Below are 24,844 nucleotides of genomic sequence, written 5' to 3'. Positions count from 1 at the left end.
GGCTGCGGGTCAGAGGCTGCGGGCGGTGATGTCGCCGTGGGAGGTGGTGGCGCGGATGTCGAGTTCGGCGGTGCCGTCGTTCTTGAGGGCGTTGCTGACGCGGCCGTAGCCGGTGCCGGCGTCCAGGGCGGCCGAGACGCCGGCGGCCGCGGCGACCGAAATGTCGCCCGACTGGGTGCGGAGCACGACCGTGCCGCGCACGGCCTCGGCGATCCGGATGTCGCCCCTTGCGGTGCTGATCTCCGCAGGGCCGTTGAGCCGGCCGACCTCGACGTCACCGTCGGTCGCAGTGAGGCGGAGGCTCGCTGCCTCGTCGATCTTGATCTGGCGGTACGCACCTTCGAAGGCGACGTCGCCGAGGCGGCCTACGCCGCGAAGCTCGGCGCTTGCGGTCCTGGCCTCGATGCGGGAACCGGCGGGCAGTTGGACGGTCACCTCGATGGATCCGGAGGGGCCGAGGAGCTGGTTGCCGGGGGTCGAGGCCGTGATCCGCAGGACGCCGTCGGCGTAGGCGACGGTGGTCTGCTCAGCGGCCTTGGTGTCGCGGCTCTTGGAGGGGTTGGCGGGCAGGACCTCGACGGCGGTGTCGGCGCGGTCCGCGGCGATGAACTGGATGCGTCCGGCGGGGATGTCCAGGATGGCGGAGATCGGGGCGGGGGTGTCGAACTTCTGCATCGTGCACTCCTTCGAGTTCTTGTTTCTGACGTTGGAAACGCTACGTTGCATTCATGGATTGGGCAACATGCCCGTTGCGATGTATTGGTGTTATTGCAGGTGAGAGCAGTGAAAGTGTTGCAATGGCTTAGAGTTTAATGCAACGACTACTGGCTGTTCGTTGCAATGGATTGGAGGTGAACGCTACACTGGGGGCACCAAGGAGAACGAAGGAGATCGCGATGCCGGGAGGCAGACTCACCCAGCAGGAACGCCAGCAGATCGCGCTGGGACTGGCCGACGGCCTCGCCTACGCGGAGATCGCCAGAAGTCTCGACCGTCCGACCTCGACCATCACGCGTGAGGTGATGCGCAATGGCGGCCCCACCGCCTACCGCGCCGACCTGGCCCATCGCGCCACCGAGCGCCGCAGCCACCGGCGCAGGCAGGCCGCACCCCGGGGGGTGGAGGCGTCCCCGCAGGCCGACGGACGCGACGCCGAGGCCGTGCGCGAGTACGAGGAGATGTTCACGACCCTCCTCATGCAACAGGGCCTGCCCAAGATGATGTCCCGGGTGCTGACCTGCCTCTACACCACCGACGCCGGCAGCCTCACCGCATCCGAACTCGTCCAGCGCCTCCAGGTCAGCCCGGCGTCCGTCTCCAAAGCGGTCGCGTTCCTCGAAAGCCAGGGCCTCATCCGCCGGGAACGCGACGAACGCCGCCGCGAGCGCTACGCCGTCGACGACGACGTCTTCTACCAGTCGATGATCGCCGCCGCCCGGTCCAACGCCCAACTCGCCGAGACCGCACGACAAGGCGTCGGCATCCTCGGCCCCGACACCCCGGCCGCCACCCGCCTCGAGAACATCGCCCGCTTCGTCGACTTCGTCGCCGAGAGCCTCATCCGCGCCGCGGAACAGGCCCGCGAGGTTCTCCATACGAACACCGAAAAGACCGAAACACCATGACGCAGGGCCGGTTGCGGGTGCTGTACAGTGGATCTTGAGCTCGCCGCCATGAACAGGCAGAGTTCGATGCGTTGGTGGTCCAAGGAAAGACGTCCCGCTTCCTGCGGGGAAATGCAGGTGCAAGGCCTGCCCGGCGCTCCAGGATCGAAAGCCCCGCCCCCGGTCAGCCGGGAGCGGGGCTTTTTGGCATACGGGCCTGGGGGTCTCAGTCCACCGCACCCGCCGCGGCGAGCGCGGGACGCACCCTGAGGGCCAGCCAGGTGGGTGTCAGGGTCGCACCCAGGGTGACCACCGTGACGATGCCGACGATGCCGAGATAGACCCACACGGGCCCGGACGGCATCCACGAGTCGGCCGCGGCCAGGCTGAACGGGATCAGTGACATGGCGGCAGCCGCCGTGCCCAGGATGACGCCGACCGCCGAGACCAGCAGGGCCTCACCGGTCACCATCTTCAGTACCTGGTTGCGGGTGGCTCCGTTCAGGCGCTGCAGACCGAACTCGCGGCGCCTGTTGTTGGTCGACATGATCAGGCTGTTGACCATGGAGATCGCCGCGTAGCCCACGATCGCCCCGCCGAGGAGGTAGTTGATCCAGGCCATGATCTGCATCGACTTCATATGGCCCTCCACCAGGGTGTCCCGGTCGACGACCGCCACTCCCGGCACCGACTTCGCCAACGGCGTCAGTGCGGAGACCAGTTGGTCCCTCCCGGTGCCTTTGTCGGCCCGCACCATGATCTGTGCCGGGAGGCCGCCGGAGGTGTGCTCGGCGAGCGTGTCGGCGGGCATCAGCCCCATGTCGTAGCCGGCCCGCCCCTGGTAGACGGCGACCACCTTCAGCTCCTGGGCGCTGCGGTCGCCCATCCGGACCGTCACCGTGTCGCCGATGTCCAGCTTCAGATGGTCGGCCTTGTCCTCGGTCAGCGCGATCGTGCTGCCGGTCAGCCTCCGCAGGCTGCCCCGGGTGACGTCGGCGGCGATCGTCGCCGCGGCGCCGTCGGCGCTGACGCCCTGCAGTGGCAGCCCGGCATCGTCCTGGGAGCTGTCGGCCGGCTCCTCGATGAACCCGGTGCTCGCCGCGTACAGACTCGCTCCCGAGACACCGTCGACGGCGCGCACCCGCTCCAGCAGCCCGGGGTCGACGCCGCCCGCGGGGGTGGTGAGCACGGCATCGGCGCGCAGGTTCTCCACGAACGCCTTCTCGGAGGCGTCGGTCATGGTCGTCTGCAAGTACACATTGCCGGTGGCGAAACCGACCGCCAGCATCACCGGGGTGACCACGGCGGCCATGCGCACCGCGCGCACCCTGGAGTTGAGCACGGCCAGTTCTCCGTTGACGCCCGTGAAACGACGTACCGGCCCGGACAGGGCTGCCATCAGCACCTTGGTGAGGCCGGGTGCCAGCAGGGCGAGGCCGATCACGGCCACGATGACCGCGGGGCCCGCGGTGGCGGCCGCGATGGTGCCGTCGAACAGCACCACGGTGAGGATGCCCAGCGCCGCCGTGCCGCCGAGGGAGATCACCGAGAAAGCCAAGCGGACCCAGTTGAACCACTTGTCCTGGACCACCGCTTCGGCGAGCGCCTCGGTCGGCCGGGCGCTCACCGCCCGCCGGGCACCGATCCAGCCGCCCAGCAGCGCGGTCAGCAGCATGGCTCCCGTGGCCGCGAGCGCCGGGATCCACCCCAGGTAGAACTTCAGCACCTCTGCGGCCAGTCCGGCGTCCACCAGCTGGCGGAACAGCAGCCGGCCCAGTGCCGGACCGGCCAGCCAGGCGACCGCGCCGGCGGCGAGTGACACCAGGAGCGTCTCGCCGAGCAGCATCCGGCGCAGCTGGCCGGGCGTGGCTCCGATGGCGCGCAGAAGGGCGAACTCCCGCCGCCGCTGCTGCACGGTGAGCCCGATCGTGCTGGAGACGATGAAGACGGCCACCAACGTCGCCATGCCACCGAACACCGCGCTGAGGATGATGAGTTGCTGCCGTCCGGAGAGCACCTTGGCGTCCTCGACCACGCCGCGGTCGTCACCGGTGAGCACCTTCACCGGCTGTCCTTCCATGGCGGCGGCGATCCGCTCGCGAACCTCCTTGGTGTCGTTGCCGTCGGCCACGGTGACCGCGAGGGTTTCCGAGCGGCCGGCCGGGTGGGCCAGGCGCTGGGTGTCCCCCTCGGAGAAGAACAGGGTCGGCTTGATCGCCGGGCGGCCGGAGGGCGGCCGGACGATGCCGGTCAGCCGGTAGGTGTCGGCGGTGCCGTGCGCGGAGACGCGCACCCGCTCCCCGGTCTTCGCCCCGGCCGCCGCGGCCAGTTCGGCGTCGAGGACCACATCGCCGGCCCGCTGCGGGGCAGTTCCGGAGACGAGCCGGTACGGGGCGAGCGCGGCCGACTTCCAGCCGTGCGCCTCGACTTCGTCGCCGCCGACGGGTCCGCTGTCGCCGAGCACGGCCGCGTCGAGGGTCCGCTCCTCCACCACGGACCGCACACCGGCCACGGAGCGCACCGTCCGCGCGGCCGTGGCCGCCAGCGGCACCCGCTCGGGCAGGACGGCGGTCTCCGCGTCCTCGCCGCCGTGCGGGACCACGTAGGAGCGGTCGCCGGTGACCAGGATGTCGGCTGCCGCCAGTCGCTGCGGCGGCGCGTTGTTGCGTACCGCGGTCTCCAGCAGTCCGCCGCAGGCGAGCACGATCAAGGCGCCGAAGGTCAGCGCGACGAAGGTGGCGACGAACGCCCCCACCCTGAAGCGCAGCATACGAGCCGCCATGGCGAACATCAGGCGGCCTCCCACGTCCTGTGGTCCGCCGGGCGGGTGCGACCGCGGGCGACCAGGTGGGTCATCCGCTCCGCGACGGCGTCGGGAGTGGGTGCGTGCAGCCGGTCGACGAACCGGCCGTCGGCGAGGAAGACGACGGTGTCGGCGTAGGAGGCCGCCACCGGGTCGTGGGTGACCATGATGATGGTCTGGCCGTCCGTCGTGACCGACTCGCGCAGCAGGGTGAGGACTTCGGCGGCGGTCGTGGTGTCGAGCGCGCCGGTCGGCTCGTCGGCGAAGAGCACCGTGGGCCGTACGGCCAGGGCGCGGGCGATGGCCACGCGCTGCTGCTGTCCGCCGGAGAGCTGGGCGGGGCGGTGCCGCTTGCGTTCGCCGAGTCCGACCCGCTCGATGACCTCAGCGATCCTGCGGTGGTCGGGGCGCTGGCCGGCCAGCTTCAGCGGCAGCGTCACGTTCTGCTCGACCGTCAGGGCGGGCATCAGGTTGAACGCCTGGAAGACGAAGCCGACCTCGTCGCGGCGCAGCCTGGTCAGCTCCGTCTCGTTGAGACCGCCGATGTCCTGGCCCTTGAGCAGGACCTTCCCGGAGGTCGGCCGGTCGAGGCCCGCGGCGCAGTGCAGGAAGGTGCTCTTACCCGATCCGGAGGGTCCCATGACGGCGGTGAAGCTACCTGGTGCGAAGCCTACGGAGACGCCGTCCAATGCGGTTGTCGTCGTGCTGTCCGTGCCGTAGACCTTGCGCACGTCCTCGAGGCGCACTGCCCACTGGCTCTCAGCTCGTTCCCTGTCCATTGACCACGTCCCCGGTAGACCGCCATGGGTATTTCCTGACAGGGAATTTACGAACTCCTTGCACATCGGGGCACGGCGCAAGGGGTGGTCTAGGGGGGTGTAGGGGGCGGGTCAGGGGCGAGAGTCCGCCTGTGGCCTGAGGGGCGGTGTCGTCTCATTGCTTCGGTGCGCACCCAGGGCGTCCTGGTGGACGTGGCTGATTGACCTGAGGTTCATCAGCCACGTTCGCCGAACCGGGTCACGTCGCAGCCCGGCGCAGTGGTACGACCACGTCCTCGCCGGTGGCCTTCGGGCTCAGGCGGTAGTAGCGGATGTGGCCGAGGCGCTCCGATTCCTCCAGCCAGCCGGCCTCGACGATCTGGCGGCGGGTGCGGGAGAAGACGGTGGGCGACATGCCGAGGGTCTCGGCGAGCTCGGCGGCGGTCTTGCTCACGGTGCCTGCACGGTCGGTGGGGTGAGCCGCGTACAGCATGAGGATCAGGCGCTGGTTGGCGGGCAGACCGGCCGTGTGCTCGAGCAGGCGGAGGGTCATGTCCTTGGTGTTGTTCACTTGGCCTCCCACCGTGCAGGGGTTGAATCGTCGAAACCGGGGATGTGCGGCGGGTTGCAGCTCTTGATGGCTTCCCGTTGCTCGATTCCCGTTCCGTGGAACGCAATGTACGGGCTGATCCGGTAGAAGTTGTAGTTGCCGATGCGGCCGCGGATGATCAGGATGCGGTGTTTGACCAGCTTCCGATTGATCTTCCCCACGGCGTCCGTGGACATGCCGACCCTCTTGGCGATGTCCGCGCCGGTGGCCCGGAGCGGCTCCATGCCCTCCGGTGAGACCCCGATCCACCACAGAACGAGGAACTTCTGGCTGGGCGTGAAGGCCTTGCTCTCGGTGATCGCCTCCACCCGCGCCTTGTCTACCTGGGTGTGACGGCCGGAGAAGGCGTACGGCGCATAGGGGACGATCTCGCCTGTGTCAGCGTCCAGCAGTCTGCGCGCTGTTCCCAAGAGGGCCTCCGTGCCTGGTTGCTGGAGAGTTCATGGCGGGCGGCTGTCAGGCCGACCAGATGAACTTAACGTACATGAGCAGGAAGTCGATAAACCCTGCCCGGGGGGCCGTGTCGCTGGACTTCCCAGTGATTCTTCAGCGGTGCTCAAGCGGCGCCCAAACGGGTCCCAGAGGCCGTCACGATGAACGTGAGGTCAATCTGCCGGGTTCCTGGGAACTGGGCACCACGATCCTCTGAACCGGGTGCGAGGTTGTAGGAACGGCCTCAGCGGTTCAGGGAACCGTGTGCCAGATCGGCGGATCTGGGTGGTGCACGGTGATTTCGCAGGTCACGCCGGGTTCCGGGGGCGGCGCTCTCTTACTTGGTACAAGTAGCGTTGTCGGCTGTCCCCTTGGAGTCGCTCGAACCGGCCCCCTCTCCAGCCTCGGCCGACGAAAGCCAGCCACGACGGCGGGCGCGCCGGACGACCTGGCGCGCGTGTGTTTTCAGCGACCCACCACCGGGTCCAGCCACGCCTTGTGTGTGGGGGGAAGGCGGCGGCCCCGCAGTCGCACTCCCCCAGGCGGACCGGACCGGCGTAGGCGCGGGACGGGACCCCGATGCGACCCGCAGGTGTGCGGGGCAAGAGCGCCCCTGACGCAGCGAGGCCCCGGCAGGTTGCCGGGGCCTCGCTTGTGCGGATGGCTATTACGCCGTAATAGCGGGTCAGGGTTGCGGCTCCACGGAGGCCCGCTGCGCCTGGTGCTCGGTCAGGATGCGCAGCATCTTGTCGAACTCCGTGTCCGTCATCTTGCGGATGAGGTGCATGGCGAGGAAGGCGCCGTCGTCGTAAGGGAGTGTGGGGAGAGCCGAGGAGTCGGCGCGGGGTTCGGGGACCGCGGGGTGGGTTTCCGGCTGCGGGACGGGGAGGGATTCCTCCAGCGGTGACTCCTCGCGCGGTGGTCCTTCGGACGCGGGCTCCCCGGCAGGCGTTTCCTCTATTACGTCGTAATGGGCGGGCGGCTGAGGGGTGTCGGCCGCCGGGCGCCTGCCGGGTTTGTGGGCGGGCTTCTCCGCTTCCTTCCGGGCGCGCTCCGCCTTCAGTTCCGCCAGTACCGTCTCCTGCTGCTCGGCCGGCTTGTTGCCGACCGCGCGGAGGAGGTCGATGGGGTCCTCGCCGATGCGGGACTGCAGCTCGGGAGTGAGGTTGAGGAGGGCGAGGCGCTGGGAGACCCAGCCCTGGGAGCGGTGGAGGCGTTTGGCGAGGGCCGTTTGGCTGCCGTGGATGGCCAAGAGCCGGTTGAGGGCCTTGGCCTCGTCCAGCTCGTCGAGGTCCTGCCGGTGGATGTTGGCGACCAGGGCGGATTCGAGGAGTTCCTCCGAGGTGCTGCCCTGGTCGTCGCTGACCATGACCTTGATGGTGTCGAGGCCTGCCTCGCGGGCGGCGGCCAGGCGGCTGCTGCCGTCGATTACGACGTAATGGGTGTCCGCCTCCAGATCGGCCTCGCGATCGGGGTTGGCCTTGATGTAGGTGTCGCGGTTCATGACCGTGATCGCCTGCTTCTGGCCGTGGGTGCGCAGGCTGCCCGCGAGGTCGGTGAGGTCGCCGAGGGTCGAGCGGGGGTTGTCGGGGTTGAGGCTGATGCGGTGGGTGGGCAGTTCGGTGGGCGGGGCCACGCCGTCGGTGGGCACACCGGTGGCCGCCGCGACCGCCGCTCGACGGGCGCTGACCGGGCGGGCCGAGCTGCCGAACCGGCCAGCACCCAGCTGGTCGGCCTTCTTGGTCATGAGATCTCCCGGGCCAGGGCGCGCATGCTGACCGCCTGCTGGGACTTGGGGGCGTAGGAGAGCAGGGGCTGCTTCACGCGGACGGCTTCTTTTTGCTCCTTCAGGTCGCCGATGAGGCCGACCACGCGGGGATCCTTTATGTCCACCCAGCCCTGGAGGGAGGAGGTGGCGATGTAGCCGCGCCGGCCGTCGTAGAGGTTGACGACGATGCCCAGGTAGTCGATTTCGAGGGAGAGGTCGCCTCGGAGGTCCTCGATCTGGGTGGTGAGGAGCTCATAGGCGTCGGCGGAGCTGTCCTCGGCCTGGACGACGATGAGGGCGCCGGACTGGCCGGGCTTCTCGTTGTCCCGGCGGCGGCCGTAGTAGGCGGCGGCGTCCATGCTGAGGCCGAGGCTCGGGGGGCAGTCGATGAGGATGACGTCGTAGTCCGCCTCCAGCGGAGCCAGGGCTCTTTCGAGGGCGGCTTCCCGGGCTCGTACGGCGGACAGACGCACATCGAGGAGGAAGGCGTCGTTGCAGCCGGGCAGCAGGTGCAGCCGACCGCCGAAGTTGTCCTCGTCGATGGAGACGACCAGGTCGCGCAGATCGCCCTTGGGGTCGCCCGCCATGTGGTTGGTGAGGCTGTCGCCGTTCATCGGCAGGGGGGACGCGCCGAGTTGGTTGGTGAGGTGGCTCTGGGGGTCGAAGTCGACCAGGAGGACGCGCAGGCCGAGGCCGGGGAGGTTCTCGACGTCCAGCGGGTTGTCGGTGGGTTCCCCGTCGGTCTCGCCGGCGCGGAGGGCGGCGACGAGCTGCTTGGCGACACGGACCGGGTGGAGCTTGTTGGGGTCCTCGGCCATCGCCTCGCCGGTTCCGGCGGTGATGGCTGTCTTGCCGACACCGCCCTTCTGGTTGCAGACGATGATGCGCCGGGTGACGGCCGGTCGTACGACGTCGGGGGCGGGGTTGGTGTCGAGCCAGAGCTTGACGGACTGGGCGAGGCCCTGGATGAGGGAGACCCCGCGGTCCGCAGCGGTCTGCTTGAAGGCGTCCCACTGGCCCTGGGGGAGGAACGTGGAGAAGGAGTCGGCGCCGGAGGTGTCGATGCTTTCCGGCGCGGAGGCGAGGTCGCACCAGGCGGCGATGCCCTGTTCGACGGCGCTCTGGATCTCGAGGCCGTGCTGGGCGGCTCTGACTTTGAGGTCCTGCCGGAGCCATCCCGGCAGCTTGGACACGACCTTCTCGCGGTCGCTGGAGGTGGCTGGAGAACTCATGGGGGCTACCTTACTAACGCGCAAGATCGAAAGCTTCTATTGACACGTTAGTAAGGGAAAGTTGGCTGGGGTGCAGCCCCATTACGGCGTAATAGCCCGGCGGCGGAGGGGGCGGTGGCCGTCGGGCTATTACGCCGTAATGGGTCGGGAGAGCGGGGGAGTGCGGGAGCGTCAGGCGATGGCCCAGGGGCTGGGGTCCTGGACGCGGCGGGAAGTGGGGCGGGAGGCGTCCCAGGCCGGCTGGAGCGCGGCGGAGACGATGCCCCACAGCTGACCGGCGGTCAGGGTGCGGATGGGGATGACGACCTGGCCGGCCAGGCTGATGCCGTAGGCCGACTCCAGCGCGCTGACGATGCCGATGAGGGCCAGCGAGTCCAGTCCGTACGTCTCCAGGGGTTCGTCGGCCGCGGGGGCCTTGTCCTTGCCCAGGCCGGGCAGCCCCCGCTGGAGGACGGTCTCGAACGTCGGGTTCCACGGTGCTGAGGCCATCGACGGGCTTCCTTCCGGCTGCCGGGGGAGGGGACGCGGTTCCGCGAGCAGCCTGAGGGACGGCACTCGAGTCCGCGTCGACGAGCGCTCAGCTCATGCGCGGGGCGGGGGAGGGGGCATCGGTTACGACGGCGCGCTATTACGTCGTAATGGCCTCAGTGCCTCCCGACGTCGTGCGCAGTGCCCGCGGTGACGGCCTGGAGCTTGTCCGGGTTGGCCACGTTGTGGATGGCGGTGATACGGCCGTCGGTGTCGAAGTCGAAGGTGACGGTGGCGATCACCCGGTCCGGTGCGGTGAACAGCAGGCCCGGGCCGCCGTTGATCTCGACGAGTTCGGCCTTCATGTCGGTGGGGTCGACGCCCTGGTAGGTGACGGTGCCGATGGCCGCGAACCAAGAGGCCACCGTCTGAGCTCCGACGACCGGCCGCAGGGCCTGGCGGACCTTGCCTCCGCCGTCGGTCCACAGGGTGACGTCCGGGGACAGCAGCTCCATCAGGGAGTTGACGTCACCGCCGGTCGCCGCGGCGAAGAAACGCTCGGTGACCTCGCGTCGCCGGGAGGGGGTGGCGGGGAAGCGGGGGCGGCGGGCGCGTACGTGTTCGCGGGCACGGTGGGCTGCCTGGCGGACCGCGGGTTCGGAGCGTTCCACGGCTTCCGCGATCTCGGCGTGGCTGAAGCCGAAGACCTCCTTCAGGACGAACACCGCGCGTTCCAGGGGGCTGAGGGTCTCCAGGACCACCAGCATCGCCATGGACACCGACTCGGCGTTCGTGACGGTCTCCGCGACGTCGGTGGTGCCGTCGGTGTCGGTGGTGGTGAGGATGGGCTCGGGGAGCCAGGGGCCGACGTACGTCTCGCGTTTGTGCCGGGTGGAGCGCAGGCGTTCCAGGGCCAGGTTCGTCACGATCCGGGTCAGGTACGCCTTGGGGTCGGCCACCTGGGAGCGGTCGGCGGCCGACCACTTGATCCAGGCGTCCTGGACCGCGTCCTCGGCGTCGGCGGCGGAGCCGAGGACGCGGTAGGCCACCGAGAAGAGCAGATTGCGGTGACGCTGGAACAACTCCTGATCGGAGTCGGAGTCTGCGAGCGGGTGGGTCACCGGGTCACCCCGTCGCGGGTGAAACGGCCGCCGCGGGGCCAGAACGCGCCCGAGGAGGGCATCTTCTTCATACGGCCGTAGGTCGGCCAGGGGGAAGCGGTCACCGTCTCCTTATAGCGGGCCGCCAGACGGCCGGTCAGATGAATACGGCGGGGGCTGTCGTCGGGGCGGGTGAACTGCACGACCGCGTCCTCGCGGCCCAGGCTCACCGGCGTGTGGTAGTACCCGAAGCGAAACGGCCTGGGCTGCTTGCCCCGAAGCGTGCGGAGGATCGACAGGGCGGCGTGTACGCCGGTCGGCATGCCGCTCTGGCAGGTGCCGTGCAGGACGCCGTAGCCCTGGCGGATCGCCGCCGCGTCGCCCACCGCGTACACCTCGGGGTGCGAGACCGAGCGCAGGGTGCTGTCGGTGACGATGCGTCCGCGCTCGTCGACGGTCAGGCCGGCCGCGGCCGCCAGTGGCGACATCCGCGCACCGCAGGTCCACAGGACCACGTCGGCGGGGATGCTCTCGCCACCGGCCAGTTCGACCGCGTCGGGCAGCACCTTCAGGATTTCGACGCCGGTGCGTACCCGGACGCCCAGGCGGTCGAGGGCGGCCCGCAGGTGCGCCTTGGCCCTCGGCGTCATGGTTGCGCCGGGTTCCCGCCGTCCCAGGAGGACCACGGTCAGCTCCGGGTGCCGCTCGGCGATCTCGGCGGCGGACTCGACACCGGTCAGCCCGCCGCCGGCGACGACCACGGTGCCGCTGCCCAGCCGCGCAAGCCGACCGGCGAGTGCCTCGGCGTCCTGGGCACTGCTGAGGGTGTGGGCGTGGTCCTCGGCGCCCGGGACCGCCGCCGTGTCGGTCACACCGCCCAGGCCGTACACCAGCGTGTCGTAGTGCAGGACCCGGTCGTCGTCGATCCGTACGGTCTTCGCGTCCGTGTCCACCGCCGTCACCCAGCCGCGCACGAACCGCGCGTCCGTGCCCTGGAGCAGTTCGGGGACGCTCAGTTCGGCGAGTCGCTGTCCGGTCGCCGCCATGGGCAGGCGCATCCGCTCGGTGAACCGCTCCTGGGCGTTCACCAGGGTGACCTGAACGTGTTCGTGCCGCCTGACCCGGGCCGCGAGCTGGACGGCCGCGGACAGGCCCGCGTAGCCAGCTCCGAGGATCAGGACGCGGTGGGGGGTGGCCGGGCCGGTTGCGTGCTGAGAGCTCATCGTCTCGTCCTTTTCGCTTGCCGTTGACGACCATCAGATGGGAGCTGACCGGTCGGACGTGACATCGGGTCGGTGTGGCCTGAGTCACAGAAGGGGGCAGCGACCGGAGCGACCGAAGCGACCGTGGCGTGGGGTCGACAGGCCCGGAGGGGGCGTCGGATTCAGGTTTGCTGCAGGGTCGCTTGAGTCGCTCCTGCCCGGGGCGGGGCGGGCGGGGGTGCGGCAGCGACTGAAGGGGAGCGACCGAAGGCGGTTGAGTCTCATTTCGGTCGCTGCAGAAAAGGCCTGGTCAGAGGGCAGTTGGGCGGGAAACAGCGACTGAAGCGACTGAGGGTCCGGGTATATGGAGACATTGGCGTGCGTGCGCGTGCGCGTGTGCGCGTCATATATAGGGACGTTGAGTCGCTTCAGTCGCTGTTGGGGGATGTACGTACCCTGTGACCTGCGTGTTCGTTGAGCTACCGAGAGAGCGACCGAAGTTGCTTCGGTCGCTGGGGGGTTTGGGGTTCAGTCGCTGGAGGAGCGGGGGCGTCACATGGGTGATTTTTGTTTTCCCGTGTGTCCCCTTCTGTCTTTGTAGTTCGCTAATCTGTCTCAGTCGTTGAGTCGCTTCGGTCGCTGATGGGGGATGTGGATGGCTCCTGAGCTGCGGGTTTCACGCAGCGACTCAAGGCAGCCGTCCGCCGTTCCGCAGGATGAGGGCCGGTCTTTGGCGACCGCGCGGTGGTGCGCGGCCCGGGGCTGGCCGGTTCACCCGCTGGCACCGGGCCGCAAGACTCCCGCGGGCAACTGCGAGGCCTGCCGCGAGCCCGGGCACACCCACCGGGGGTGCGGCTGCCCGGCCGCCGGTCGCTGGTGCCACGGATTCCATGCCGCCACCCTCGACTACGCCAGGATCGAGCAGTGGTGGAGGACGAACCCGCGGCTGGGTGTCGGGGTCGCCTGCGGGCCCGCGAACCTCGTGGTCGTCGACATCGACGCGCACGCCCAGTCGCTGCCGGACCGGGACCGGCTGCTGCCCGGCATCGGGATCTCCGCGGGGGTGGACCTCACGGGCCTGGCCAACGGGTTCCACACGCTCGGCGTGCTGGCCGCTCTGCGCGGCGAGCGGAGCCCGGCGGACGATGAGACCACCCTGCGCGTGCGGACGCCCTCAGGGGGCCTTCACGTCTGGTACCGGGCGCACAGCGGGCAGCGCTGGCAGTGCTCCGCCGGATCGGGCGGCGGGCGTTCACTGGCCTGGCAGGTCGACGTACGTGCGCACGGGGGGTACATCGTCGCGCCGGGGACCGCGACCGAGGCGGGGGTGTACGAGCCGGTCGGGCCGATCCGCGAGCCCGCGCCGCTGCCCGGCTGGCTGGCGCGCGAGCTGGAGCGCACCGGCCATCTGCCGCCCGCGCACGTGCCGGTGCCGCGCCCGGTGCCGCCGAGGGCCCGGCAGGCCGTCCTGGCCGCCGGGGGAGGGCATGGAGCCGTGGGCCGGGCCCTGACCGCCGTACTGACCGAGGTGGCCGCCTGTGCCGCCGTGTCCGAGGGGGCGGGGTTCTCCGAGAAGCTCAACCGGGCCGCGTACACCGCAGGGGGTCTGGTGGCCGCCGGGCACCTGGCCGAGGAGGAGGCCGAGCGAGTGCTGACCGAGGCCGCGGAGCACGCCCGGCCGGGGCAGGAGCGACGCTACCGCGCCATCATCCGCAGCGGTCTGAGCGCGGGCCGGCTGCGGCCGCTGTCACCGGGAGGCCGTGGGTGACCGACGACAACGCCGTCTTCACCGCCCGGGACGACAACGCGCTCTTCGACGCGCAGGCGGTCGCCGCGCAGATCCTCGCCCAGCGCGGCCCGCAGCTGCCCCGCCAGGCGAGTGAGAGCCGGCTGGAGGCGGGTGGACGCGACGGCGAGGCGACCGCCGAGGGGCTGCTGCCCGACACGCTCAGCGACCGCGGCAACGCCAAGTTGTTCGTCAGGCTCTACTCCAACGACTACCGGCACGTCCCCGGTCTCGGCTGGTACCGCTGGGACAGCACCCGCTGGCAGATCGACGAGGACGACACCGTGCTGTGGGCGGCCGGGGACCTGGCGGAGTCCCTGGCCACCGACGACCCCCGCGGAGTGCACAGTTCGACCGCGCTGCAGCAGCACCGGCGGCGCGCGCTGAGTACCAGCGGCATGAACGCGATGCTGGCACAGGCGAAGTCGGCGCCCGGGATGGTCCTCAACGCCGCCCGGCTGGACGCCGATCCGTACGCGCTGTGCACGCCGTCGGGCATCGTGGATCTGCGGACCGGTCTGCTCCGTACCCCCGACCCGGACAAGGACTTCCACTCCCGCTCCACCTCGGCAGCCCCGCAGGCGATGCCGACACCGCGCTGGGACCGGTTCCTCACCGACACCTTCGGCGACGGGCCGGAGGGCGCGGAGATGATCGACTTCCTGCACCTGCTGCTGGGGTACTCGATCACCGGTGACGTCGGCGGGCAGGTGATGCCGTTTCTGTTCGGTTCGGGCAAGAACGGCAAGTCGGTGCTGCTGGATGTGCTGATGAAGCTGGTGGGCGACTACGCGGACGCGGCGCCTCCGGGGTTCTTGATGGCGCGGCCGTACGAGGGGCATCCGACGGATCTGGCGGAGCTGCACGGGCGGCGGGTGATCGTGTGCAGTGAGGTGAAGCCGGGGGACCGGTTCGACGAGGCGCGGGTGAAGCTGCTGACCGGTGGCGACCGGATCAAGGCACGGCGGATGCGGCAGGACTTCTTCAGTTTTCAGCCGACGCACAAGCTGTGGCTGCTGGGCAACCACCGGCCGGAGGTCGGCACCGGCGGGTTCGCGTTCTGGCGCCGGATGCGGCTCATCCCCTTCGAACGGGTGGTCTCCGACGACCGGAAGATCGACAACCTCGCGGACATGCTGGTCACCGAGGAGGGCCCGGGCATCCTCAACTGGCTGATCCTGGGTGCCCGGCGGTACCTCGGCGGCGAGAAGGACCTGACGGGTCCGGAGCGGGTGCGGATCGCCACCACGGCGTACGCGGAGACCGAGGACCACACCGGACGGTTCCTCTCCGAGTCATGCAGGATCGCGGCCGATCTGAGGGCGGAACAGACACAGCTCTACGCGGTCTACAAGCGCTGGTGTCAGAATGAGGGCGCCCCGGCCGTCTCGTCCCGGGCCTTCGCGGCACGGGTCCGAGAGGTGGTGGGACTGGCGTCGCCCAAGGAGATGATCCTGTCCAACCAGCGCAAGTACTACCCGGGCATCGGACTGGTCGCCGACGAGGAGACAGCATGAGCGCCCTCATAGAAGAGGACGAGATCATCCACGAGGTCGACTTCGTCTGGCTCGAGGACATCGGCGACCTGGACTACGTGCGCCAGAGCCTGGACCGGCTGCCGACCCGCCGTGGCCGGCCCGCCTACCACCGTGACGGCCGTATGGTCGGCTACGCGCTGCTCGGGCCCGGTGCCAAACCGTCCCGGTCCTCGGGCACGTTCCGCCGCCGGGTGTTCTGGCTGCTGCCGCACGACCGGGACACCGTGCCCGACGGGCTGTACGCCACAGGGGCGCCGGCCGAGGCGGTGGATCCGCGCACGCTGGCGCCCGGTAGCAAGGGGCGTAAGACGGAACGGTCGGAGGGCGGGCCGCCGTCTTCGCAGGCCCGGGGGCGGGGAGTGTCGCTGCCGCTGTGAGAGGCGGTGGTCCGTGATCACTGGAGCGGCCGGAGCGGTGACCACGCAGGGTGTCCCGCCGCCCTCGGCCGGTGTCGTGCCTGAACGTGCGGCGGTGCTGTGACCGACAAGGTGCTTGAAAACCTTTCGGTTCTCGGTCAATTCCTGCTGTACTGCGGTTGGTTGACCGTGCGGGGTGCGAGGCGAGCGGTCGACGTACAACGCTCGACGCAGGCCGGGGGGAGGCCCGCTCATGAGGTGTGTGTACGTGCGGGCCGAGCCGGGATCAGGCGACCGGGCCGGTGATGGTCGATGTGAAGACGGTCTCGCCGTCCTGGTGGCCGGTGGCCTCGATGGTCATCATGTCGCCGTACTCGGGCGACACGCGTGTGACGTCGATCCAGCAGGGCCGGTCGAACTCGGCGTAGCGGTAGAACGAGGTGGACGCGCTCGCGGGAGTCAGGGTCCGGGGTCCGAGCAGTGCGGATGCGGCCTGCCGGGCGCCCTCCAGCAGCACCATGCCGGGCACGTGGTCAGCCTCGTGCTCGAAGAGGATCGGGTGGTTGAGGTCCGGGGTGAGCAGCCACCGGTCGGGCCGGTCGGTGGGGGAGAGGACGACGTCGGCGGGGGACGTCCGGCCCACGACGGCCGGCGGTACCGGGGCCGCGGGGGACGGGGCGCCGGAACCCGGGTCCGGGTCCGGCCGGTTCGCGCGCAGCCGGTTGTAGACGGACGGCGTGATGAGGGTGAAGTGGGCTCCGCCGTGGGCCACCAGCGTTCCTTCCCTGCGGATGGAGAAGTCCATGCGCAGCTGGCTGGCCAGCCCCTTGCGGCGGGTTATCTCCGTGCACTTGGCCTCGAGGTCGAAGTCGGTCGGGCTGGAGGCGATGCCCAACTGGTGCAGGTCCGTGGTGTAGCTGAGGTTCCACATCACGAAGTGGTGGTCGAGCGGCACGCCCAGCTCGGCGTGGGAGAGGAAGAGACCCGCCTGCCGAAACGTCTCTGCGGTCTGCAAGGGGTCGTGGCTCGTTCCGTCGGGGCTGTTGAAGAGGGCGTGGACGCGCGGCCACTGGCCGGTGAGGGAGAAGCGCAGGCCGTCATGGGCCGTGCAGCCGGTGAGGAACACCTCCGCGAGGCAGGCGCGGTGGACGTACTCCTTGGGGACCGTGGTGGTCAGCCGAGGCAGTGCTGGCAGTCCGACAACACCCTGGGTGGAAAGACTCATCAGAACCCCCGTCTTGATGCTTCGTTCGACGACGCCTATAAGATACGGACCTACCGGTTTTCTTGGATCGGCGGATAGGTAAAGAGTTGGCCAAGTGTGGCGAGGATCGGCGAACTGTGGATTCCGTTTCGAGTGGTTTATTCCCGTATCTTTCCGTGGAATCCGGGCCATCTGTTGTCATGCGGTCGCAGATCAAAACCTGGCTAGCGGTTTCTTTTTGAGCCGACAGAAAGCCCATAAGGGTCAAAACCTACAGGGAGACCACCGTGACGAGACCTCCACTGCGCACGCTCCGTCTCGCCGCCGTGAACGTCGACGGCGTGCTGCTTCACGACACCTTCAGCCCCGTCATCCACCGATTCGTCGTACGGCACGGCGTCGCCTACACCCCCGAGCTGGAGAAGCAGGTCTTCTCGCAGCCGAGGCTCACCGCGGCCCGGGTCCTCGCCAGGGCCATCGGGTCCACGGCGGGCCCCCTGGAGATCCTCGACGCGTACTTCGAGGAGCGCGAGCGCTACCTGCGGACCCATCCGGAGGGCCCGCTCGACGGAGCGGCCGAACTCCTGCGGCGGTTGCGCGCGCTGGGCCTGGACGTCGTGAGCTACGGGGGGATGGATGCCTCGTACGTCGAAGAACATCTCCGCCCCTGGGCGCCGTACCTCGTCGAGCCGCGCTACGTCTGCACGAACGACTTCCGGCCGGGTATCCGGGAGATCGTGCGGGAACGCTTCGGCCTCTCCTACGATCAGGTGCTCTTCATCGACGACGTGACGACCGTCGCCGAGCGGGCCAAGGAACTGAACGTGCCGTTCATCGGGCATCCCAGCGGCTTCGAGCACGGATTCCAGCGGCAGTTGATGCGCGCGGCCGGTGTTCGGCACCTGGTCGGCACGCCGCACGACATCGACGAGTCGCTGGTGCGGCTCCTCGACCGGGAGGCGGCAGAGGGCACGGTGTGGCGGGAGTCCGGCCTCCCGGCCGCGGACCTGGTCGCCGGCGGGGGCCGGTCGTGACCGAGAACGGCACCGCCCCTCTGGCGGGCAAGGTCGCGCTCATCACGGGTGCCAGCAGCGGCATCGGGGCGGCTGCCGGCCGCGTGTTCGCCGACCAGGGGGCGACCGTCGTGCTGACCGGCCGCCGCAGGGACCGGCTGCGGGAACTCGTCGCGGACCTGCGTGACAAGGGGGTGGAAGCCGCTTACTACGTCGTGGACGTGCGCAGCGGCGCGGAGGTACGGCGGGCGGTCGAGGACACCGTCGAGCGCTACGGGCGCCTTGACGTCGCGTTCAACAACGCTGGAGTCGCGCACCCCAAGACGCCCCTGCACCTCCTCGACGACGAGGTCTACGAGAACATCATGGAGACGAACGTACGCGGAGTGTGGAACTGCATGCGCCACGAGATCGCGGCCATGCTGGCGGGCGGGAAGGGCGCGATCGTCAACACCAGCAGCGTCGGCGGGCTGGTCGCCTCCTCGGCCGCGGCTCCCTACATCGCCTCCAAGCACGCCGTGATCGGACTGACCAAGGCCGCGGCGGTGGAGTACGCCGAGCAGGGCATACGGGTCAACTCGATCGCCCCGGGCCTGACCCGCTCGGAAATGGTCGACGAGTGGTTCCGCCTCTCTCCGGGCGCGGAGGAGAAGGCGTACCGGTCGGCGCCCCAGCAGCGGGCGGCGGCTCCGGAAGAAGTGGCGGAGACGGCCGCCTGGCTGTGCAGCGACCGGGCCAGCTTCGTCACGGGCGCCACGCTCGCCGTGGACGGAGGCCGGACCGCCTGGTGAACCCCGCGCTTACCACGGGTATACGACCCGAGATGGGGTAAGGTACCTCACGTTCGGTTTTGTTTTCCTGGCAGAGGAGGGTCTCATGGCACGGCAAGAACGTGCACTTCGGACCCGGCGCGCTGTTATCGAGGCCGCCGCGGCGGTCTTCGCCGAGCGCGGCTACGCGTCAGCGACCATCGCCGAGATCCTCGACCGGGCTGGGGTGACAAAGGGCGCACTGTACTTCCACTTCGACTCGAAGCAGGCCCTGGCGCGCGGGGTGATCGACGCTCAGATCACCGACGACTTCTGGTCGCCTCGCGAGCTGAAGCTCCAGGAGTTCGTGGACCTCGGCATGACGCTGGCCTACCGGATTCCCAACGAGGTCCTGCTGCAGGCCGGTATCCGTCTCTCCGCCGATGTGCAGGGACGGACCCTGTTCGGCAGTGCCTGGCCGGCCTGGACCAAGGTGCTGGTCGAGCAGCTGACCGTGGCCAAGGAGCGGGGCGAAGCGCTGCCGCACCTCGACCCCGAGGAAACGGCGGAGTTCTTCCTCGGCGCCTGGGTGGGCATCCAGGCGGTCTCCGAGGCCAACGCCAAGTGGGCGGACCTGAGTTACCGCGTGTCCGTGCTGTACAAGCACATACTTCCCGCCATCGCCACCCCTACCTCGCTGATCAGGCTGGATATCGCGCCGGACAGAGGTATGCGGGTCATCGAGGGCATGGTGAGGACGCGCGAGGAGCACGCTGACGAAGCGGTGCTTGCTCCGTCCGAGGCCTGACAGCCTTCGGCGGCCACTTTTCCGAACATCGAACAACTCTCCACACGCTTCCGTCGGTCCTTCCGCAAACCTGGCACCTGGTTTGCATCGGCGAGTTGTGAGCACCCGATAGGCGATGTGGAATCTTTCCGCTGCCCAGAAGCGGGCTGCGCACCCTGAAGCCGGCAGACGCCCAGGCCAATTAAGAAACCAAACGTGCTGTTTTTATAGGCCTGGAACTGCCATGCGGCGCGGGGTGAAGGGGAGGCGGGCTGCCCTGAACAGCCAACCTGTCAAATGCCGACACTAAAGCCGCACAAGAGCCACACAGTCGCGGCTCTAGTAAACCTACCAATCATGCGGTTTGCTAAGGTGCTGGAAACGGAACGCTGGGCAAGGAGAACGTGGTGGTCAAACAGGTGCGAGCGGCCCGTACGCGCCAGGCCCTCATCGTCGCAGCGGCCGAGACGTTCGCCGACGACGGCTACGCACTGGCGACCCTGCCCGCCATCAGCAAACGGGCCGGCGTGAGCGCCGGGGCGCTGCACTTCCACTTCGCCAGCAAGGACGCGCTGGCCCGGGAGGTGGAAGGGCTTGCTGCCGACTCCGTCGAGCGGATGGCCGAGCAGTGCCGGACATCGGCCGACACCTTGCTGCAGTCGCTGGTGAACGCCACGGACGGGCTGCTGGCGGCCGTGGCGTCCGACCCCGTGGTCAGGGCCGGCTTCAAGCTGGGCAACGATCCGTCCCGCAAGAACGACGCCGGGGTGCCCCAGTGGTGGTACGCCTGGGTCCACGACCTCGTCGTCCAGGCGCAGGACGCCGGCGAGCTGGCGGACGGTGTCTCTCCGGAGGGTGCGGCGGCGGCGATCGTCGCCGCCACGCTGGGCTTCGAGGTCATCGGCGGCTGGGGCGTCGAGTGGCTCTTCGGGGAGCGTGTGGATCTGTTCTGGTCCTTCATCCTGCCGCGGCTGGCGGCTTCCCCGCAGTTCGCTTCCGTGACGTCCCGGAGCCAGGGGGCGTAGCCGGACCGCGCCCCCCGGAGCCAGGGGGCGTAGCCGGACCGCGCCCCCCGGAGCCAGGGGGCGTAGCCGGACCGCGCCCCCCGGGGCCTTGTCGGGCGCTCGCGGAGTGTTCCTTGAGCGGATCTCGTGCACGAGTCGAATGCGGCACAGGAGCCCCGTACGGGATTGACATACCGCATGTGCTGTTTTTTACTGATGGTGCTAGGGAACCGCTGCACAACGGCACCAGCAAACGGGGAGACGGCGTGGACATCGACATATTGGGCACACTCGCCGTACGGGAGAGGGGCGTCTCCATCACTCCGACCGCCCCCAAGCCGCGCCAGGTGCTCGCGCTCCTGGCTCTGCAGGCCGATCAGGTCGTGCCCGTCGGCACCCTGGCCGAGGAGCTCTGGGACGCCAAGCCGCCGCGCAGCGCACGCCCCACGCTTCAGACGTACATCCTGCAGCTACGCGAGTTGATCACCGCCGCTCTGGAGAGCGGCGGCGAGGACGGCAGCCCTCACCGGACCGCCAAGGACGTGCTCCTGACCGTCCCCGGCGGCTACCTGCTCAAGAGCGGTGAAGGCACCAGTGACGTAAGGGAGTTCGAGCGGCTGGCCGGTACCGGATACCGGGCCATGGACGCGGAGGACTACCCCCAGGCCGCCCGCCTGCTGCGTGAGGCGCTCGCCCTGTGGACCGGCCCCGCGCTCGCCGACGTCCAGGCCGGCACCCACCTGGAGACGCAGATCAAGCGGCTGGAGGAGAGCCGGCTGTGCGCGCTCGACCAGCGGATCGAGGCCGACCTCCGGCTCGGCCGGCACCGGGAACTGCTCGCCGAACTGACCGTGCTGGTCAGCCGCTACCCCACCCACGAGAGCCTGTGCGGCCAGTACATGGTCGCCCTGTACCGCTCCGGGCGCCGTGGTGAGGCGCTGGACGCCTACCAGCGGCTGCGCGCCATCCTGGTGCGCACCCTCGGCCTGGAACCGTCCGGCGTGCTGAGCAAGCTGCAGCGCTCCATCCTCATGGCCGGGGCGGACAGCGGCATCGGTGCCGCCCGGATGGCCTCGGCGGCACCGGTCGGCTGAGCGGCCGGACGGCGACACGCCGGCGCTCTCTCCGCCCGTGCTCGACCACCGCTCCAGAAGCACGCCTCAGTTTTGAGCGGACCTGGAGGAGGGAGGGCACTCATGGCGGACCGGCGAGTGCACCCCCCGACCCAGGACACGGCCCGCGTGGACGCTCCCAGCGGCGTCGTCCACGGCATGCTCGCCGATGCCCCCCGCCGGCCGATGGTGCTGCCCTCGGCGTCCACGCCGGGGCCGACCACGTGCGCTCCTCCCACACCCGCGCGATCGAGTTCGAGCAGCGGGACGCCGCTTGGCCCGGCACTGTGACGACCGGTACCCGGACGGTGGAACCCACCGACGGCGACCGGTCGCTGGTGACCCTGCGGCAGGAGCGGCTCGTGGCGTCGGCGGGCGGGGTCGAGGTCCGCTTGCGGGAGGCTTCAGCCGAACTTGCGGTGACAGGCCTTCGACCTGCGCCGACACTAGGCTTTCCGGGATCGGGGAATCCAGGGGAACCATGAGAGCGAACGGCGGCCACGAGATGGCGGGTGGCCGCCCCTCCGGCGTGCCAGGAGTCCGGCCCGGGCCGGAACCCCAGGCGCCGCATGTTCTGCAGAAACGATTCGAAATGGAGGACGGGGGGCCGGTCCGCCTCGTTGTGGCGGTGGATCCCGGCGCCCGGGGCAGCGGATGAGCAGTCATCACTCGTACGCGGGCACTGTCCTCGCCGTGGTCCACGAGCCGGGCGGTACGGCTCCCGGCCCCTCCCTCGTCTTCGAGCTGTGCGGGACGGTCGGCACCTCGGAGGCGGAGTCGGTCGCGGCGAGACTCGCCCAGCGTCATCGCGAGTACGCCGTCGAACTCGACGACGGCGGCGGGGGACGGTACGTCGTGCGTCTCACCCCGGACGCGACCGCGCGGCGCACGGCGCCGCTCACCCCCGACCTGGTGGCCGACCTGCTGTCCCCCGTCGCCGACGGCACCGTCCCGGTCACCGGGCACCAGCGGGAGCTGCTGCTCGCGGCCGTGACCGGCCGGGGCGGTCCCGGCCGGCACCTGGAACAGCTCTCCTGGGACTGGTCGGGTCCGCTGGACCTCGAGCGTTTCATCGCCGCCTGGCAGTCGGTCGCGGACCGGGAGGCTGTGCTCCGGGCGTCCTTCGACTGGACGGGGGCACCACGGCTGGTCCTGCACGACCGGGCCGTCGTCGAGGTGGTCCGCCATGTGCACACCGCCGTGAGCTGGAGCGATCTGCTCAAGGTCGAACGGGCGCGGGGCTTCGAGCTGTACCGGCCCGGGCTGTTGCGGGTCACCCTGCTCGACGGCCCGCCGGACACCACGGGCACGGGCCGGGCCCCGATCCGGGTGCTGGTGACCTACCACCGGGCCCTGCTCGACGAGCGCGGTACCCGGCTGCTGGTACGGGAGTTCTACCGGTCGTACGTGTCGGGCGGAGCCCTGCCCGGCGGTGCCCGGCGTCCCGACATCCGCGACCACGCCCAGTGGGTGACCCGTCAGAACACCGACGCGGCAAACGCGTTCTGGGCCCGCGCGGCACCGCCCGAGGGCGCCGCCGTCAGCCCCGGCCGTCCCGGCGGGCCGCCCCGGACCACGACCGGCCCGGGGCGCGTCCAGCGCCGTCTGCGGCCCCCCCAGACATCCCGGCTGCGGTCCTGGGCGGCGCTCAGAGGAGCGGGGGAGAGCAGTGCCCTGCACGTGGTGTGGGCCCTGCTGCTGTACCGGGCGGCGGCGGTCGAGGGACCGTGGCCGGTCACCTTCGGCGTTCACCTCTCCGGCCGGGACATGGCGCTGCCGGACGCCTCCGGGATCCCCGGGCTGCTCGGCAACCCGCTGCCGATGACCGTCGTCGTGGACCCCGGCGAACCGCTCGAGGAGCTGCTGCGGCAGATGCGGGACGCCGTACTCGATCTCACCCCCTATGCCTGGGTCTCCGGCGAGCGGATCCGCGAGTGGAGCGGACGCGACGACGACGTGAACCTCGCCGAGACCGTGGTCCGCTTCGACGACCGCCAGGAGCTGCCGGAGAACCTGCGCGCTCAGCTGGCGGCCCAGGGCATCCGGGTGGGCGTCCCGCACAACGTGAGTGGTGACACGAGTCTGCCCGTCACCCTGGTCGCGCAGTACGACACCGACGGCGGGCTGGTGCTGACCGCGGTGTACGACCGTGCCTTCCTCTCCGAGGCCGACGCCTCCGCGACGCTGTCGCAGTGCATGCGCCTGCTGCGTGCCCTGCCGGACCACCGGGACGGACAGGCCACCGTGGCGGACGTGCTCGACCTGCTGGACACCACCGAGGTGCCCCGCTTCGCGGAACGCGGACGCCGGCACCGGCTGTTCGGGCTGGCCGTACTGCGCGCGGGCGAGCCGCAGGGGAACGTGGTCTGCCTCGTGGCCGTACCGGGCGTCACGCCCGGCGCGTACGAGTCGCTGGCACGGGGCTACGACGGTCCCGAACGGGTCGTCGCCCTGACCATCGAGGGCGCGCCGGACCTGCCGCTGTCCGTGCTGCAGGAACTGCTGGGACCGGGGCGGCGGCTGGTCGTGTGCGGGTGCGGGCCCGCGGGCCCGGTGGCCTACGAGATCGCCCGGGGCGCGGCGGCACAGCTGGGAGCGGCCCCGGCCGTTGTCATGACGGGGATCGGTGACGCCGCGGAGAGCGCGCGGGCGTTGGCCCGGGGGCTGGAGGCCGTGCGGGCGCGGAGCGTGTGAGCCGCTCTCACAGGGATGGCCGCTTCCGTACCTGCCGGGGCGGTGCCCGGTCGTGTGTCGAGTGCTCTTCGAGCGGGGCGAGAGCGGCCTTTGAGGGGCATGACCGACGGTGGCCGAAACGCTGGAGGAGGGGGCATGGGCGATTCGGACCGCGGGGAGCCCGCGCTGCGCGTCGAGCGCGGGCGGGCCACGGATGAGGAAGTGGCCGCGCTCACGGTCGTGCTGCTGGCGCTGAGCGGCGAGGCGGCGGAGCCGGAAGACGGTGGAACACGGCCGGTCAACCGCTCCCGGTGGTGGCGGCGGCCGGAGGCCTACCGGGCACCGCGCAGCTGGCAGTGATGATGCTCCGCCCTCAGGAAAGGGATCTGACGATATGTCGATGACGATTGCCCCCGCTCTGGTCGATGCCGTGCCGCTCGACTCCGTCCCGGCCGATTCCGTGCCGGTCGATTCCGCGCCGGTCGACCCGGCTCCGGTCGACGCCGCTCCGGTCGACGCCGCTCCGGTCGACTCCGTCCCGGCCGACATCCGCGGGCGGGTCGCCGAGCTGCACGAGATCCGTGCGCAGGCCGTGGCGGGTCCGAGCGAGCGGGCGACCGAGGCGCAGCACGCGAAGGGCAAGCT

At 70.1% G+C, this 24,844-nt stretch carries 23 protein-coding genes; 12 read left to right on the top strand and 11 right to left on the bottom strand.

What is annotated here, in order from left to right:
* Positions 1-9: 9 nt before the first annotated feature.
* Complete coding sequence (locus ACZ7L0_RS43210) at positions 10-675, bottom strand: DUF4097 family beta strand repeat-containing protein (protein WP_471248078.1); 666 nt, start codon at positions 673-675, stop codon at positions 10-12.
* Between the two features lie 221 nt (positions 676-896).
* On the opposite strand from ACZ7L0_RS43210, the gene ACZ7L0_RS43205 reads away from it, so the two are divergent.
* Positions 897-1,625: a helix-turn-helix domain-containing protein gene (locus ACZ7L0_RS43205; protein ID WP_471248077.1), complete on the top strand. Its 729-nt coding sequence runs from the start codon at positions 897-899 to the stop codon at positions 1,623-1,625.
* Between the two features lie 205 nt (positions 1,626-1,830).
* Here ACZ7L0_RS43205 and ACZ7L0_RS43200 read toward each other — a convergent pair whose 3' ends face one another.
* From ACZ7L0_RS43200 to ACZ7L0_RS43160, 9 genes are all read right to left on the bottom strand, one after another.
* Positions 1,831-4,386: an ABC transporter permease gene (locus tag ACZ7L0_RS43200; protein ID WP_471248076.1), complete on the bottom strand. Its 2,556-nt coding sequence runs from the start codon at positions 4,384-4,386 to the stop codon at positions 1,831-1,833.
* A gap of 8 nt (positions 4,387-4,394) precedes the next feature.
* Positions 4,395-5,186, bottom strand: coding sequence for an ABC transporter ATP-binding protein (locus ACZ7L0_RS43195; RefSeq protein ID WP_471248075.1), 792 nt, complete (start codon positions 5,184-5,186; stop codon positions 4,395-4,397).
* Positions 5,187-5,424: 238 nt separating this feature from the next.
* Positions 5,425-5,718 (bottom strand): replication initiation protein, RepL2, encoded by a 294-nt coding sequence (locus ACZ7L0_RS43190; protein ID WP_471248085.1) that lies wholly within the window; start codon positions 5,716-5,718, stop codon positions 5,425-5,427.
* 14 nt (positions 5,719-5,732) lie between these two features.
* Complete coding sequence (locus ACZ7L0_RS43185; RefSeq protein ID WP_471248074.1) at positions 5,733-6,185, bottom strand: MarR family transcriptional regulator; 453 nt, start codon at positions 6,183-6,185, stop codon at positions 5,733-5,735.
* Between the two features lie 707 nt (positions 6,186-6,892).
* Positions 6,893-7,954 (bottom strand): ParB/RepB/Spo0J family partition protein, encoded by a 1,062-nt coding sequence (locus ACZ7L0_RS43180; protein ID WP_471248073.1) that lies wholly within the window; start codon positions 7,952-7,954, stop codon positions 6,893-6,895.
* Complete coding sequence (locus tag ACZ7L0_RS43175; RefSeq protein ID WP_471248072.1) at positions 7,951-9,207, bottom strand: AAA family ATPase; 1,257 nt, start codon at positions 9,205-9,207, stop codon at positions 7,951-7,953. Before ACZ7L0_RS43175 ends, ACZ7L0_RS43180 begins: the two co-directional genes overlap by 4 nt.
* 171 nt (positions 9,208-9,378) lie before the next feature.
* On the bottom strand, positions 9,379-9,696 hold the full coding sequence (locus ACZ7L0_RS43170) for an acyl carrier protein (protein WP_471248071.1): 318 nt from the start codon (positions 9,694-9,696) through the stop codon (positions 9,379-9,381).
* A gap of 155 nt (positions 9,697-9,851) precedes the next feature.
* Positions 9,852-10,796 carry an RNA polymerase sigma-70 factor gene (locus ACZ7L0_RS43165; RefSeq protein WP_471248070.1) on the bottom strand — a complete coding sequence of 315 codons (945 nt, stop codon included), beginning with the start codon at positions 10,794-10,796 and terminating at the stop codon, positions 9,852-9,854.
* Positions 10,793-11,998 carry an NAD(P)/FAD-dependent oxidoreductase gene (locus ACZ7L0_RS43160; RefSeq protein WP_471248069.1) on the bottom strand — a complete coding sequence of 402 codons (1,206 nt, stop codon included), beginning with the start codon at positions 11,996-11,998 and terminating at the stop codon, positions 10,793-10,795. Before ACZ7L0_RS43160 ends, ACZ7L0_RS43165 begins: the two co-directional genes overlap by 4 nt.
* A 634-nt stretch (positions 11,999-12,632) precedes the next feature.
* Here ACZ7L0_RS43160 and ACZ7L0_RS43155 point away from each other — a divergent pair.
* Genes ACZ7L0_RS43155 through ACZ7L0_RS43145 form a run of 3 tightly spaced genes read left to right on the top strand, consistent with a single transcriptional unit; the run spans position 12,633 to position 15,678 of the window.
* A complete protein-coding gene (locus tag ACZ7L0_RS43155; protein ID WP_471248068.1) occupies positions 12,633-13,745 on the top strand; it encodes a bifunctional DNA primase/polymerase in 1,113 nt (370 codons plus the stop codon).
* Complete coding sequence (locus ACZ7L0_RS43150; protein WP_471248067.1) at positions 13,742-15,280, top strand: DNA primase family protein; 1,539 nt, start codon at positions 13,742-13,744, stop codon at positions 15,278-15,280. The genes ACZ7L0_RS43155 and ACZ7L0_RS43150 overlap by 4 nt, the downstream gene beginning before the upstream one ends.
* Positions 15,277-15,678: a DUF6009 family protein gene (locus ACZ7L0_RS43145; protein ID WP_471248066.1), complete on the top strand. Its 402-nt coding sequence runs from the start codon at positions 15,277-15,279 to the stop codon at positions 15,676-15,678. Before ACZ7L0_RS43150 ends, ACZ7L0_RS43145 begins: the two co-directional genes overlap by 4 nt.
* 265 nt (positions 15,679-15,943) lie before the next feature.
* Here ACZ7L0_RS43145 and ACZ7L0_RS43140 read toward each other — a convergent pair whose 3' ends face one another.
* Positions 15,944-16,882: a ScbA/BarX family gamma-butyrolactone biosynthesis protein gene (locus tag ACZ7L0_RS43140; protein WP_471248065.1), complete on the bottom strand. Its 939-nt coding sequence runs from the start codon at positions 16,880-16,882 to the stop codon at positions 15,944-15,946.
* A 266-nt stretch (positions 16,883-17,148) separates the two neighbouring features.
* On the opposite strand from ACZ7L0_RS43140, the gene ACZ7L0_RS43135 reads away from it, so the two are divergent.
* From ACZ7L0_RS43135 to ACZ7L0_RS43100, 8 genes are all read left to right on the top strand, one after another.
* Positions 17,149-17,895, top strand: coding sequence for an HAD family phosphatase (locus tag ACZ7L0_RS43135; RefSeq protein WP_471248064.1), 747 nt, complete (start codon positions 17,149-17,151; stop codon positions 17,893-17,895).
* Positions 17,892-18,665, top strand: a complete 774-nt coding sequence (locus tag ACZ7L0_RS43130; protein ID WP_471248063.1) for an SDR family NAD(P)-dependent oxidoreductase — start codon at positions 17,892-17,894, stop codon at positions 18,663-18,665. The genes ACZ7L0_RS43135 and ACZ7L0_RS43130 overlap by 4 nt, the downstream gene beginning before the upstream one ends.
* Before the next feature lie 85 nt (positions 18,666-18,750).
* Complete coding sequence (locus ACZ7L0_RS43125; RefSeq protein ID WP_471248062.1) at positions 18,751-19,431, top strand: ScbR family autoregulator-binding transcription factor; 681 nt, start codon at positions 18,751-18,753, stop codon at positions 19,429-19,431.
* A 386-nt stretch (positions 19,432-19,817) separates the two neighbouring features.
* Positions 19,818-20,435, top strand: coding sequence for a ScbR family autoregulator-binding transcription factor (locus tag ACZ7L0_RS43120; RefSeq protein WP_471248061.1), 618 nt, complete (start codon positions 19,818-19,820; stop codon positions 20,433-20,435).
* Positions 20,436-20,680: 245 nt separating this feature from the next.
* Entirely contained in the window at positions 20,681-21,508 is an 828-nt protein-coding gene (locus tag ACZ7L0_RS43115; protein WP_471248060.1) for an AfsR/SARP family transcriptional regulator, read from the top strand.
* Between the two features lie 672 nt (positions 21,509-22,180).
* Positions 22,181-24,220, top strand: a complete 2,040-nt coding sequence (locus tag ACZ7L0_RS43110) for a condensation domain-containing protein (RefSeq protein ID WP_471248059.1) — start codon at positions 22,181-22,183, stop codon at positions 24,218-24,220.
* A 135-nt stretch (positions 24,221-24,355) separates the two neighbouring features.
* On the top strand, positions 24,356-24,559 hold the full coding sequence (locus ACZ7L0_RS43105) for an acyl-CoA carboxylase subunit epsilon (protein WP_471248058.1): 204 nt from the start codon (positions 24,356-24,358) through the stop codon (positions 24,557-24,559).
* 40 nt (positions 24,560-24,599) lie between these two features.
* On the top strand, positions 24,600-24,844 hold a 245-nt coding region (locus ACZ7L0_RS43100; protein ID WP_471248057.1), incomplete at its 3' end, for a hypothetical protein.

Source organism: Streptomyces sp. NPDC039424 (assembly GCF_055639495.1).
The sequence above is the reverse complement of the archived record's forward strand: the minus strand, read 5'-3'. Positions and strand labels throughout refer to the sequence as shown.